Annotated in this window: 9 protein-coding genes; 2 read left to right on the top strand and 7 right to left on the bottom strand. The window is 34.5% G+C overall.

The window, feature by feature from the left end; all coding sequences use genetic code 11:
* Positions 1-6 precede the first annotated feature (6 nt).
* Positions 7-3,015 carry a SusC/RagA family TonB-linked outer membrane protein gene (locus ACE01P_RS13875; RefSeq protein WP_379698803.1) on the bottom strand — a complete coding sequence of 1,003 codons (3,009 nt, stop codon included), beginning with the start codon at positions 3,013-3,015 and terminating at the stop codon, positions 7-9.
* A 685-nt stretch (positions 3,016-3,700) separates the two neighbouring features.
* Here ACE01P_RS13875 and ACE01P_RS13870 point away from each other — a divergent pair.
* Both ACE01P_RS13870 and ACE01P_RS13865 read left to right on the top strand, forming a co-directional pair.
* Positions 3,701-3,844: a hypothetical protein gene (locus ACE01P_RS13870; protein ID WP_379698801.1), complete on the top strand. Its 144-nt coding sequence runs from the start codon at positions 3,701-3,703 to the stop codon at positions 3,842-3,844.
* Between the two features lie 11 nt (positions 3,845-3,855).
* The gene (locus ACE01P_RS13865) at positions 3,856-4,158 is read left to right on the top strand and encodes a hypothetical protein (RefSeq protein ID WP_379698799.1); all 303 of its coding nucleotides are present in this window, start codon (positions 3,856-3,858) and stop codon (positions 4,156-4,158) included.
* On the opposite strand, the gene ACE01P_RS13860 is transcribed toward ACE01P_RS13865, so the two are convergent.
* The 6 genes from ACE01P_RS13860 to mnmE form a co-directional block, all read right to left on the bottom strand.
* Positions 4,106-5,581, bottom strand: a complete 1,476-nt coding sequence (locus ACE01P_RS13860; RefSeq protein ID WP_379698797.1) for an NAD(P)/FAD-dependent oxidoreductase — start codon at positions 5,579-5,581, stop codon at positions 4,106-4,108. The genes ACE01P_RS13865 and ACE01P_RS13860 overlap by 53 nt on opposite strands.
* 6 nt (positions 5,582-5,587) lie before the next feature.
* Complete coding sequence (locus ACE01P_RS13855) at positions 5,588-6,973, bottom strand: radical SAM protein (protein ID WP_379698795.1); 1,386 nt, start codon at positions 6,971-6,973, stop codon at positions 5,588-5,590.
* Positions 6,970-9,282: a hypothetical protein gene (locus ACE01P_RS13850; RefSeq protein WP_379698793.1), complete on the bottom strand. Its 2,313-nt coding sequence runs from the start codon at positions 9,280-9,282 to the stop codon at positions 6,970-6,972. The genes ACE01P_RS13855 and ACE01P_RS13850 overlap by 4 nt, the downstream gene beginning before the upstream one ends.
* A 44-nt stretch (positions 9,283-9,326) precedes the next feature.
* Positions 9,327-10,817, bottom strand: a complete 1,491-nt coding sequence (locus ACE01P_RS13845; protein WP_379698791.1) for a ferritin-like protein — start codon at positions 10,815-10,817, stop codon at positions 9,327-9,329.
* An 83-nt stretch (positions 10,818-10,900) separates the two neighbouring features.
* Positions 10,901-12,436, bottom strand: coding sequence for a peroxidase, FMP-type (locus ACE01P_RS13840; RefSeq protein WP_379698789.1), 1,536 nt, complete (start codon positions 12,434-12,436; stop codon positions 10,901-10,903).
* Positions 12,437-13,132: 696 nt separating this feature from the next.
* Positions 13,133-14,533 carry a tRNA uridine-5-carboxymethylaminomethyl(34) synthesis GTPase MnmE gene (gene mnmE / locus ACE01P_RS13835; RefSeq protein ID WP_379698787.1) on the bottom strand — a complete coding sequence of 467 codons (1,401 nt, stop codon included), beginning with the start codon at positions 14,531-14,533 and terminating at the stop codon, positions 13,133-13,135.
* Positions 14,534-14,551: the final 18 nt, after the last annotated feature.

Raw genomic sequence — 14,551 nt, 5'->3', positions numbered from 1 at the left:
TAAATATTAAAATGTAACATCAATTCCAAAAATAATCGATTTTGGCTGCGGGTATCTTCCTAAATCAATACCTGCTGAATTTGCATTAGCATCTGCACGTGCAATTTCAGGATCTAAACCAGAGTATTTTGTAATTGTAACAAGATTCTGTCCACTTAAGTAGAATCTTGCTTTTGAGAAATAACTCTTAAAAGCATCTCCAGTTAATGTATATCCTACTGCGATGTTTTTTAATCTTGTGAAAGAACCATCTTCAATATAGCGTTGGTTTGCAGAAGACCAGTTGATATCTGCGCCTTGAGCTCTTGGCAATGTAGCTGAAGGGTTTGTTACAACTCCATTTACAACATTTGCTCTGTCTAAAACATCTGTGCTGGCATTAAACAAACGGTTCATTCCTTTTAAGTCAAAAGTATTTGCATTATAAATATCATTACCTGCAACTCCTGTGATAAAACAGTTGAAATCAAAATTTTTATATGCTGCGCTTATATTTAAACCGTAAGTAAAATCAGGATACGGATTTCCTATGTTTGTTTTATCATCTGCATTTATTACTTTATTGCCATCGCGATCTAAAATTTTAATATCACCAGGTTTAATAGTAGTTTGACCTGGTCCAAAAACAGCATCAACTTCTGCCTGATTTTGATAAATTCCATTAGTCTGATATCCATAAAAATAGAATAACGGTTGACCTACTTCTAATCTAGAAAAATTTTCAAGACCTGCTCTTGGTGAAGGACCACCTAAAACACTGGTCACTCCAGGCGCTAAGCCAACTACCTCATTTTTGCTAGTTCCTAGATTTGCTACTGCAGACCAAGTAAAATCTCCTTTTCTGTCATTGTAACCAATAGAAACTTCAAAACCGCTTACTTTTACGTCTGCAATATTTTGAATCTGAGTTCCACCGCCTGCAGATCCAACAGAAGCAGCAAGAGGAACTGCAAAAAGAATGTCGCTACTTTTATTATTGAAATATTCAAACGAACCTGTTAGGGCATCATCAAATAGACCAAAATCAACACCTATATTTCTGTCTAGTTTTGACTCCCACTTTAAATCTGGATTAGCGGCAACACCAAGAGAAACACCTGGCGCATTTTCTCCTCCAATTGGATAGTTGTAATTTGCCAATAAAGTAGCACTATATTGGTAATTATCTATTCTATCGTTTCCTGTTGTTCCTGTACTGGCTCTAAGTTTTAAAGTGCTAAAAATAGAACTTTGCATAAAATTTTCTTTCGCAAGATTCCAACCTAGTGCAACAGAATAGAAATTTCCCCAACGGTTATTTGCTCCAAAACGAGAAGATGCATCTCTACGTCCTGAAACCGCTAAAAGATATTTTCCGTCATAATCATAGTTGATACGCGCAATATAGCCTAAGTTTTTTTCTTCATAATTAGAAGATCCCAAACTTCCCTCATTGTATCTTAACTGATCAATTTCGTTTGAAATATAATAACGGCTTCCAGCAGCTAAACTTTGTCCTTTACCATCAATTTTAGTTATAACTCCCAACACTTCAAGGTTGTGCTTTTGAGCAATAGTTGTTTTATAAGTTAAACTATTATCAAAAACGATGGTTTGTGCTTGCGAATTTGTCTCGTTTGTTGAAGAAAATGCTTGCTTATGATAAGAACCATCCTGATAGCTTGGAATAAAAGTATGGTCTTTACTTGTAAAGTAATCTAAAGAAACTTGTGATCTAAATTTCAATCCTTTGTAAATTTCTAGTTCAGCATAGATATTTCCGATAATAGATAGATTATTAATTTTTTGATACCCTAAATTAGCCACACGCACTGGGTTTTCAGCATCATTCCCATCAATTGCACTAGGCCCTTGATATCCTCCTAAGCTATTTTCATTATAGATTGGCAAATACGGAGCCATTTTTATTGCATGTTCTAATAACGTTCTTCCTCCCGAACTACGCTCCGGATTAATTGTACTAAAAGATACACCGATGTTACTTCCTACTTTCAGCTTTCCAATATCTTGTGTATTATTAGCTCTAAAAGAATAACGTTCGAAACCAGTATTTACAATAGCTCCATCCTGTTTCATGTATTCTGCAGAATAGCGTCCTGTTGACGTCTCTGTACCATTTGAAAAACTCAGGTTATAATCCTGCATAACCCCTGTTTGAAAAATCTGATCTTGCCAGTTAGTATTGATATTTCCAAACTCAGCGGCTCTAGCTGTTAAATCGCTTCCTAAATCTTTAGCATATTGAAGGTATTGCTGTGTGTTTAAAACACTGTATCTTTTTGTTACTTCCTGTCCGCCAACATAAGTACTAAAACTTAACTGACCTGGGCCTTTTTTACCTTTTTTCGTGGTAACCATAACAACACCGTTAAAAGCTTTAGAACCATATAAAGCTGTTGTAGAAGCGTCTTTCAAAACAGAGATACTCTCAATGTCATTAGGACTTAAACCAGAAAGATTACTAGTCAAAACTCCGTCAATTACATACAAAGGGGCACTGTTTCCCATTGTAGCCAATCCACGAATGCTAACTGTTGGATTTGAACCTGGCGCTCCATTTACCACTGTAACTCCTGCAGCTCGTCCTTGTAAAGCAGATTCAGCATTGGTAATAGGTACTGCAGCAATATCTTTTGAGCTTACGGTTGAAACTGCTCCTGTAATTTTGGTTCTCTTTTGCGTACCATAGGCGACTACAACTTCATTTAAATTTTGTGTGTTTTGTACAAGCATTACATTAATTGAACTTCTTTCACCTACAGTAATAGTCTGTGAAACTAATCCAACATAAGAATATGTTATTTTATCAGTAGGATTTACCCCTTTTAAAGAGTATTTACCGTCAAAATCTGTAGATGCGCTATTCTGCGTACCTTCTACATTAATACTGGCACCTGGCAACGGAAATCCTGAAGGATCTGTAATTACGCCATGAATGGTCTTCGATTGTGCCATTATACTGTGACTGCTAATTATCAGCAGTCCAATTAGTGCAATTTTAAGTTTTAAGTTCATAGTGGTTTTTTGTTTGGTTTAATAGTTAATGTGGTTTGTTTCTAATTTTTAAAGTGGTTCATAAGTGGCATTCTTTTATGTGTTAATATTGAAATTTGATGAAGTAAGAGTCTAAACGAAGGGTAGTTATCGTAATCAGATTCCGAGCAAATATATAAAAACAACAAATAAAACAATCGGTTGCTTAATAATTTCATTAAAAAATAACCAATAATTAAACAAAATAAAAACATATAAAATAATTTTATAAGCAAAAAAGTAACAATAAAACATTATTGAAAATAATTTTAAAACAAAAATTAATCATTATATAGGAAAATAGCTATTTTTATAAAAAAAATATAATTTTAAAAAATAGCATAAAATTCTTAAAAATCTACATTTTTTATAAGTTAAATATTATTAAATAATACAAACAAGCTTGAAAACAACTTCATTTATCAGAAAAATAATACCTTATAAATTCTAAAAAAAGCATAAATAACAATCGGTTGCTAAAATTATTATGAAATACCCGATGTTGATCATAAACCGTTTCAAACGGAAAAATAAGTTGTAAAAGTGAACTACATAATAGTATACGACGAACCATTAGGATAAAAAAAGTAGATTTAATTTTTCCTGATATCCAGATGCTGGGGTGAATGGGATTGAATTTGCCAAAACTATTGCTAAAGAAACTCTAGTGGTATTAACAACCGCTTTTCATGAATTTGCTTCTGATAGCTATGAAGTGGATGCTATCGATTATTTGATCAAACCTGTAAAATTAGAACGTTTCCAGAAAGCAGTCGAAAAGGCGCAAACCTATCACAAACTGCAATATTGAAAACGTTCAAGATGACTACATTTTTTGTACGAGCTGATCGAAAAATGTTTAAAGTATATTTTAGTAATATTCTTTATATTGAAGATTTAAAAGACGATGTAGTGATCTATGTAGAAAATAAAAAAGTGATTAATTTGATGAATATCAAAATAATTCATAATTGTGAGGGGCAACAAATCATCAAAATGGCAACATCAAAAATTCAAACTCAAATTATGGATGAATGGTGCCTGCCGAATTTTAAAGTAAAGTTTGTAAACTCTAAGCAAAAGCAATTAATTGATTTGAAAAAAGAAAAACCACTATTTTCTTAGATTTTTCGATTGTCATAAATTTATTCAGATAAGCAACAATATCCGAAATGACTTTACCATTTATGCTTTTAAGAATTGGAAATAATTCTACCTGATCCAAATAAACTAGAGGCCGTTCCAAATTAGGGTGAATTAAAGCCTGCTTTATAACTACGCAATCATTATCGATAGCGTAAACAGATTTAAATGTAATATTTGAAGAAACTACTATTTCTTCATTCCAAAGTCGTTGTAAGATATAATCAACGGGAATTGGTGCTGTCTGTTTATGCTCAAATATTGATTGTTCAGCATTAAATTCTTTTTCTAGTTTGGTTGTAAATGCTGTTTTATGGTTCCAGATATCCAATTGGAAATTGATTCTTTTTATCCAAAATTCAGTTTTATCATTGCAAGCCCATGAATTCTGATAATAATCAGCAGTCCAATGCGCATGATTTACAACCGATTCTATTAATTTTTCTTCATAAAAATTCTTTGGATCCTCCGAATCCTGGTCTTTCAGATATGTATTTATTGCAATTGCAACCTGCAAAGAAAAACGCATTGCTTTTTCAACTCCAGTAGATGAAAGCGGATCTAATGTAAAAGCCGCTTCACCGATTTTTATAAACTGGTTATTCCATGGAGTCTGACTGACAAAAGACGTTACCGAACATGTCTCGATGAGACTATCTTTTAGCTGGTTTGTCAATGGAGCAAAAAGTTTTGTTTTATGCATTAAATCCAAAAGATGCAATTCGCTATTTTTTTTGAATTTAACCGTATCCGTGAAAGCCATAATGCGATAGCGATTTCCGCAAACCGGAGATCCCCATAACCAGCCATCGTCTACAGCTTCAACAAATGCTTCATTAAATACTGCCTTGTTATCTATATGTGTCCAGACTGCAATAGCGGGAGGAGCAACAGGAACTCTTTCATTCAAAAGTGTTCCTTTACGTCCTCTTCCATCTAAAACTATTTTTGAGTTAATTTTAATTTCAGATGAATTGTGTGTTATCTCTAAATTCCATCCATTTCCAGAATTAATGGCTTTTTTTAATTTTCCCGGCTGTATTAAATACAATCCTTTTGAAACAGTGAACTTTATTAATTCTTGATCAAGTTTACTTCTGTCAACAATTATTCCTCCATTATTTTGTCCTGAACGTTCGTATATATGCTCTTTATTTTCCCAAATAACCTTGGCAGAAATCTTATTCAAATACATGGAATCATCTAATAAATTACCTGCATTTAAATATTCAAAAATGTTTCGAATTCCAGGCGAAAGCGACTCTCCTATTTGTGCTCTGGGAAATTCTTCCTGTTCAAGCAATCCAACAGTATAGCCCAGATCCAATAAACGTATCGCGGCACACAATCCTGCGGGACCTGCACCAAGAATGAAAACGTCAAAAGTTTCAGGAAATATTTTCATTAGCAATTAATTGTTCCAATTGGGTTTTAATCTCGATAATCGTTCATTTGCTTGAATGGTATAGAACAGCCATGATCTGATGTAATCGCAGGCTGGTCTTCCTTTATCGATTACTTCATGATGGCAGCCTCCTCCGCATAAATAACGAGCCCAGCATTGCGTGCATGGATCTTGTGTATTCACATGCCGGCTTGCAAGCCAATTGTTTTGCAAATCAGCACTTACACCTTCCGTTAAATCTCCCATTTTGCCCGCATCTTCATTTACAAAACGATGGCAGGCAAATAGTTCTTCATCAGCAGATACGCCCATATAACCAGCACCGGCACCGCAAGGATAAGGTCTGTGCGTCCCTTTTGAAATTTCTTTTAATGCATTTACCATATTCAAAAAAGGATACCTTTTTCCTGCTAATACATTTTTTTCAAAATTAAGTCCGCAGGCAATCATATTTTCCAACATAACAGATAACTGCTCTTTGTTCATTTCATTCTGTCCGTTACTGGATTTTAGCAAGGGAGAAAAACCCACACCATGAAATCCCATACGAACAAATTCATCTAAGACCTCCGGAAGATTAGTATTTTCAGGTGTTACAGTTACTCTTGCCGAGACTTGCATTTTTTTCTGCATGGCTAATAAAGGCTGAATGTTTTTTATGATTCTATCATAACTTCCACTTCCTCCCTTCATTGGTCGGTTTAAATCGTGATCTTTGCCGATTCCGTCTAAACTAATAGTTACCGAAAAACCGTATTCTTCAAAAAATTCCGCATCGCTTTCTGTTACCAAAGTACCATTTGTAGTAATCGAGTAACTCATCTGAATATGTTTTTTCTTTGCAACTGCTTCCGCATAGAGTGTTGCTTCTCTAATCGCTTTTCTGTTAATCAGAGGTTCACCGCCCAAAAAGGTAAGCTGCGCTTTTCCTCCTTCTGAACAATCTTTTAACAACAGATCTATAGCTTTAAAAGCAGTTTCTAAAGACATATTTTTTGTAGGTCCTCCAAAATCCCCCTGATCTGCATAACAATAGGTACATCCCATATTACACTTTTGCGCTATTGCCAATGACAAAGCGTGCAAAGGCGGACTTTGCAATGGCTCATCTGTAATATATTCAGGAGCATCAATACCTAAAAGTGCCAGCTCATTTTGCAGGGCATTTTCATCTTTTTCATTCATTAAAAAAGCTATTTTTTGCTCTATTTCAGGAGAAATAGTATAAAGTCTGCTTCCGTTTGGAATAAAAATCTGAGTTACTTGCCCACCTTTTACCAAATGTGCTTTGGCGGAACGCGGTCTGGATTGCGGAACAATTATCTCTGCAAGCTTTGTTGCAATGGAGCTATTTTGCTTCTCTTCGGAAAATCTTTCCTTAGCCGCTATCATTTTTTGCCTTTCGGTTTAGGTTTTACTATGCTGCTTTCTATAGCGTCTTTCCCTTCAATTATAAAATTAAGTTCGCCCTGCCAGTTTACAAAAAGATCCTGATAGGAGATTAATCTCGAATTTTTCCAATCATCTGGAATATAAGATCCAGTTCGTTTTTTTGACATCCATAAATCACCTGTGCTCAAACCATTTTCATCTGGAACGATATTTACAAAATCTGGTCTGCTTGCTGCCCAATAATAACAAGAACATTCACGATAGTCATTTTGCCATGGAGCACAAAGACCTTGCGTTAATTCTCCAGGTTTTAAGATTGTATCTGAAAATGCTGCACTGTTACCATCAAATATTTTATTCACAACTAATTTTACGGCAATATATTTTTTAGGATCATTTAGCTGACTTAAATCTACAACTACTTCTTCTACTGAAGGTTCTGCTGTAAAGTGACAAGTAACTTCTTCACCTTGCTTTTGTAAAACTTCCACCATAGAATTTGACCATTCCATAAACGAAACCCCATTTGGATTAGCATTTGTTTTTAAAGGGACAGAATCGCCATCTGGAAATACAGGGCCAAAAGTTTGTACCATTGTTGGTTTTCCTTCTATGGCTACCAAACGATGACCAACTAAATTTGAGTCGGTTGCTTCAAGTACATAATTGTTATTTTCAATTAGAACAATTCCAACAAAAGCTCTTCTCCATAAGTTTCTAAAATCGAATTCAAGTCCCGGAAAACAATTTGAAATTGCTGTTCTTGGTAAAACTGCAATAGGATTTCCTGTTCCTCTGTAATGCAATTGTGCGGTTAAATTTGAAGCTTTTAATGGATCGCCATAAACTACAGGCAAAGTGTCGGGATTACTGTCCTTAAACATCGATTTTGTTGCAGCTTTTATAATCGTGTTAATCTGACGATAGGTAAAAGTAAGCGATCTTCCGTCGGCACCACGCATTAAGGCTGGCATTTTTCGAAGTGCTTTACTAGATAAATCTCCAATTTCTGTAGGTTTACGCAATAAATCTCCAAACCACGGAGACGCACCAGAACTTAATCCGTTAAACACTCTTTCGTGCAAAAGTTGTAAAGCAAGATTGTCCACAAGTGACGTTGCCATAATAGGTTCAAAAAGACGTCCAAAATCATTTGTATTCTGGCGAACCATTGTACTGGCAACATTTTGTTTCCCCTCGTAACTATTACCATTCATAATCGCTGTGTTCATCAAACGAATGGTTTCAAAAGCTCTTCGAATAATTTCTTCTGCTTCTTCTATGCTAACTTCTCCTTCAATATCAGTTCCTTCGATAATTTGTTCCAACTCGTCTGAAACTACTCGAATTGGCAAAGTATCTGGAGCAAAAGCAGGAGGTCCAGCACTAATATGCGCTTTGGCTTTAAGAAACTTTTCTTCTGAAACTTTTAGCTTAACCGTCACAAAACCATCACATTCGTCATCGATATATCCCCAGCTTACCTGCCAAGTTTCATTTTGATCATCGGTATATGAATATCCGGCAAAAATTTGTGCAGGATTCGTATAATGAACATTAGTGTTACTTCCTTCTTTGTAACCACGCCACTTACCTTTTCCTTTACTGATATCATACAATATTCTATCTTTGTCTCCTTCCCCATTTTCCTTTTTAAAAGTAGGGTCTATTTTTGTATCATCAACACCAGACGCTGTGTTTTTATATAAACTAGAACCGTAAACTTTTCCTCCGGCTGGCGTATAACGCAGTCTTAACCCAGGAAAATCTTTTGTTGGTTTCACATACTGAACAGATCCTAATGGCAGTTTTTTGTTTGGTAGAAAGTTGTTACAATCTGCTAATAATGGTTTTAATTCGTGCGAATTAATATCACTTAATTTTGCAGTCATCTTATCATCTACATCACCTGTTCTTCTGAATATTTTGATATTTGCGACATTTACGTCCCAGCTAATATCTTTCAGACTTAATCCTGCCTGTTTAAGCAACTCTTCGGTAAGAGGCACTAACTCATCTGGTTTTTGATCGGTTATGGCAAAAACTTCCAGAAAAGGAGATACTGGATGTATTTTTCCATCTCTGTCTTCCAGATTTGCTACTTCTTTAAACTTTATATTCTGAGGTTTGTGAGCCGTAATTTCTCCTGAAACAGGATCTACAGTTAATGTTGTTTTTGGAATAATTTCTCTATAATCAAGTGGTTTTTCTTTTGATAATTCAAGATCATAAGCCGCCATTGGTTTCTTTGATTCTCCTAATCTGCCAATTGCAATGGGCGGAAGAATTCTTAGTTCAATAATTTTCATATCGTGGTATTTTAATAGTTAAATGAAGTCAAAATGCTCTGGAATTATACCAGATTTTCTTCGGTTAAACTTGCCATTGCTTGCAACAGTTTTTGATCTGCCTCCTGCAATCCGTTCAAATATTGAATATGCGGCTGATTTTCAAAATTTTTCAACTGTACAATGATGTTATTTGAAGCTTCAAGAAGATCTCTGTGCAATCTCCATCGATTGTGTTCTCCAAATGGCAAATCAAATGTATAAGGCAATGTAAATGGAGGTCCTGCTACTTTTGTACTATTTTTTGAAATAGGCGTCTGAACCAAAATTGTAGCCAGACTACGTAAATTATACATTTCTCCAAATGCCGAATTGATAATCATTCCGCGCGGAGCAGTACTTCCCGAATTATTAAATCCATTATCCAATAAAAAACTATGGTTTAAGAAATTAAGCAGTAATCTATATCGAATATCGCATAAGTTGGCCCAAAGTATTGCTTCTGGACTTTTAATTTCATCACTTTCTTTTTCCTCTTTTGAAGTGTTTGCATCTAAGGCTTCTTTTAAATTAGATCCTGAACCTACATAAGGATTTGTAGCTACATTTCTAGAAGGATCAAAAGTATTATTGGTTTCTTCCAATATTGCTTTGTATTCTTTATAGATATGCAAAAAACGTTCAAAATGGGATGGTAAACTTTCATCTGTCTCTAAACCTTCTCCTTGTTCTGCTATTTCAGACAATGCATTGTAAGCATCATCGCGGGATAACAGCGGAGCCACCAATACATCAGGACTTTTGGTATAAATACTTTGTCCGTCACCTCCTCTACTTCCACCTTTATATCCACGTCCCCATTCATCAAATTTTGCCTGATAATTGTAAGTCGCAGCTTGGAAGGTCTCATCTGAGATTACTTTAGGATCTTTAATTAACTGAAGTAATACAATAAATAAAGCTCCAACTGTATGAGGATCTGAGACAGTTGAATCTACAGATTCTCTGATTTCGATTGCTAAAGGGTCATTTCCTGCAAGCCACTCGCAAGGAGCTTCGGCATAAACGTATTTAGCAAGCGATTTAAGAGAAAATTTTTCTAAAGTAAAAGGAAAAGGGTAAAAAGGGCTGTCCCAAGGATAACTTTCTCTTCCAAAATTTAAGGGCGCTCCTATTACTTTTAATACATTTTGAACTGAAATGAAATGTCCCATTTCTTCCTTGGCTATGCCCAGAATAATATTTTGCCAGGTATGTACTTTTTCCTGATATTTTTCTGGAACTTTTGCTCCTCCCATACTATACGCAGAGTACAAATATTGCAACATAAGTCCCTGTTCTATTTCAGCATCAATCTGAAGCAGCATTGTAATATAATCTTTTCCGTTAAACTGAGATGGCACTTCAAAAGGTTTTGCACCTTTTAAACGCTCGCAATTGCTTATGGCATCACCAACCATCAACATTCCTTTTGCAGTATTTTGCTGAGGGGCATTGGATTTTGCCCATTCTAATATTGGTGAGATAAAATGGTCTCTTTTTTCGTTGTAATTCATGATGTCTTTAGTTTGTTTATCTTTGTTTTTGATAAAAAAACCACGGTATTTCAATACAAAAAATACAGTGATTTTCTCTGATTTTATGATTTATGATACGGACATTCTGAAGCTGAAGCAGTAGAAGTAATAATATGTGAACTTGGAAATTGTTCTTCGATTAATTTTCTTTGCTCTGGCGAAACATCATCGATTTTACGAAGTGTATTTACTTGTATATGAGGCCAGCTGGTAGTTCCTCCGTTATCTCCAAAATCAAATTCAAAAAAGATAATCTGTTCGTATTGCAACTGAAGAATTTCTTTTCCGTTTTCTACAACAGTTTCAATCCACATTCTCATATTCATTTCAACGGTTGGAACAAAACGATCAACAAATGGAACATTTAATATACCACCTTGTGCCCCAGTTTTATTTTTGGATGACATTTCGATACGCACATGATTTTTAATTTCTTTTCCTTTGTTATTATCACGTAAGCGCAAATCTGGTCGTACAGAGTAAGGATATAAATGATGCGCAAGTATACGCTGAGTATATATTTTGTTTTCTTCAGGATCATTTATATTATTAAGTGTTTCAAATACCCAAGCAGGTGCAGGTTTGTCCAGATTTATAGGATCGGTTTCGCTTGCTCCAGCACCTCCCATTGTTTTAGAAATAGAAAGATGATCATACTTCCATGCTGCATCACCACTCGGAAATGCAGGAGCGCCTGGCATTAAATAACCATCCTTGTTTGGTTTTAAATCTCCTAATAAAGTTATTGTACTTCCGTGCGGAATAACACCGCTTCTAGAAATAGAGTAATCTGGTATAAAATAAGTTCCTGTCTGGCCAGCACCTGGTTTAAGTTCTTTCGCTGCTATAATGGCAAAATATTCACGGCCGTTTAGATTTTCCAGTGTAACGTATTCTTCTTCCCCTTTATCATTTTTAATCAGAAAAAGTGTTTCGTCCTGATAGCCGCTTTTATATAAATGTTTATTAGGATCAGTTGGCGCTACAGCATGAATACCTCTGTCTTCTTTGATCGTTTCTGCAGTGGCGGCATAATTAAATATATCGCTAAGCCATAGATACATACCATTTTCCTCATGAATTGGGGTATATTGTAAAGACTGCTGGCCAGGTATTCTATTTACACTTTTGATACTTTGATCGTATTTAACGGCTCCACAAAATTGCTCATTTGCACCACCACGATTACGAACTCCACCGGGAACTAAATTAAATGTTAGTTTTTCGATATATTCCTCACAATCAAAACTAAATTTTCCCGGAATTGTACCTGCATTTGTACCGGGCGACGGCATAATTGTAGTATGTACACCGCTTCCTGTAAGATTATTTTGATTATCAACATAGCTCACCCACGTGCCCTCTAACACGCTTAAAATTCCATAATCTACCTGACTTAAAATTTTATTCAGATTCTTTTCATGAAAAGGCCTGATAGGAGTTTCAATTTGGACTGGTGCATATTTTGACATCAATTTATGCAATATTCCCTTATCTTCCTGAGCTGCTTTCAATGAGAATCCATTTCCCTTTTCATTTAGGTCTGCAGCAAACTGAGATTCATTTAATTCATCTGCGAGGTTTTTACGTTGTAACATAACATTTGTTTTTTTAAGGTTAATAATTTATGTGTTTAATATGGTTTCATGATTATAATGTCAATCGAAATCTGAACTTCATTAACGAACAAATTATTCTTACAATAGGTTTAGGGCTGTGATAGTTTTTATAACTGTTTTAAATTCTTTTCATTCTTTTTTATTTATTTAAAATGAGCCTCTTCATCTTGATACGCTTTTTCTTAACAAAAACATAAAAGTCTAAAAAACAAACAATAACAAATAAAAATTAATGCTAAAAAACAAAACTCATTACTTTTAAAAAAGGCATGTTTATTTTTTGTCGGCTTAAATCCATATATGAAAGCATCAGGAGCTTTCAAAATTTATTCTTACAATATTAAAGCAAAATTCCAAAAACAAACCAAGTGTTTTTACTTGTTTTTTCTTACAATATAAATTGATTTGTCGGTTCTTATTTTTAATGTTATTTACAATCTTTACTATTTAAACTTTGAGTACTATAAATAAAAAATGCCTTATAAATTAAATAAGGCATTTTTGTTTAAATTTTAGCAAAGCGGATATGTCCCATCATTTTCGAAATCATAAAAATATCTGGACAAAAAAACGCTCAAATATTGCCAAACAGGACGCAATAAAAAAAAGAGCCAAAATGTTATTTACTAACATTTTAGCTCTTTTATATTTTTATTTTGTTTCTCTTTTTGCCTTTTACTTCCCGATGCAGAAGTTAGCAAAGATATTCCCTAGTAATTCGTCGTTTGAGACCTGACCTGTAATCAACCCGAATTGATATAAAGCTTCGCGTATGTCAAGTGCCATTAAATCACTTGAAAGTCCTGACTCTAAACCGAATTTCACTTTCTGAATTTCATCAAGCGCTTTAAGTAAAGAATCATAATGTCTTGTATTGGTTACAATTGTTTCATTGTTACGAAGTGCTCCCGTATTTACAAATGATAGTAATTCATTTTTTAAATCCTCGACTCCTATTTTTTCTTTCGCAGAAATCAATAAAAGTTTTGCATTTAAATTTTCTAACTGATTGGTAATATTTGCTACTTCATCAGCAGATAAAATATCTTTTTTATTAACCACAATCAGTAAAGGTTTCAACGGATATTTATTCTTAATCTGCTCAATTTCATTTACAAATTCAGAACTTGAAGTTTGAAATTTCAATCCGTCAAATAAATAAATCACCACTTGCGCTTGATCGATTTTTTCGAAAGTTTTCTTAATTCCGATGCTTTCTACAACATCTTTTGTATCACGAATTCCAGCAGTATCAATAAATCTAAATCCAATGCCGCCAATGACCAATTCGTCTTCAATGGTATCACGAGTCGTTCCAGCAATGTCAGAAACAATCGCACGTTCTTCATTTAATAAAGCATTCAATAAAGTCGATTTTCCAACATTTGGTTCACCGACAATTGCAACCGGAATTCCGTTTTTAATTACATTTCCAACCGCAAAAGAATCAATTAAACGTTTTAAAACAAATTCAATTCTATTTAATAATTCATGAAATTGCGTTCTATCGGCAAACTCCACATCTTCTTCTGCAAAATCCAATTCTAATTCAATTAATGAAGCAAAATTTAGAAGTTCTTCACGAAGTTTTGCAATTTCATTACTGAAACCACCGCGCATTTGCTGCATCGCAATTTGATGAGAAGCTTCGTTATCAGACGAAATCAAATCGGCAACTGCTTCTGCTTGCGATAAATCTAATTTTCCATTTAAGAAAGCTCTCAATGTAAATTCACCCGCATCTGCCATTCTACAACCATTTCTAAGCAATAACTGAATAATTTGCTGCTGAATATAAGTAGATCCGTGACACGAAATTTCAATAGTATCTTCACCCGTATAAGAGTTTGGACCTTTAAAAACCGAAACTAAAACTTCGTCTAAGGTTTTACTTCCATCTACAATATGTCCTAAATGCAGTGTATGCGTTTTCTGTTTCGTTAAATCTTTATTCCTAATAGATTTAAAAACCGAGTTGCCAATTGTAATGGCTTCAGCTCCAGAAATACGAATTATGGCGATAGCTCCAGCTCCCGAAGGTGTAGCCAAAGCAACTATAGAATCTTGATTTATCATGCTGCAAAGGTATAAAAA

Source organism: Flavobacterium sp. HJSW_4, assembly GCF_042436695.1.
Taxonomy (GTDB): domain Bacteria; phylum Bacteroidota; class Bacteroidia; order Flavobacteriales; family Flavobacteriaceae; genus Flavobacterium.
The sequence above is the reverse complement of the archived record's forward strand: the minus strand, read 5'-3'. Positions and strand labels throughout refer to the sequence as shown.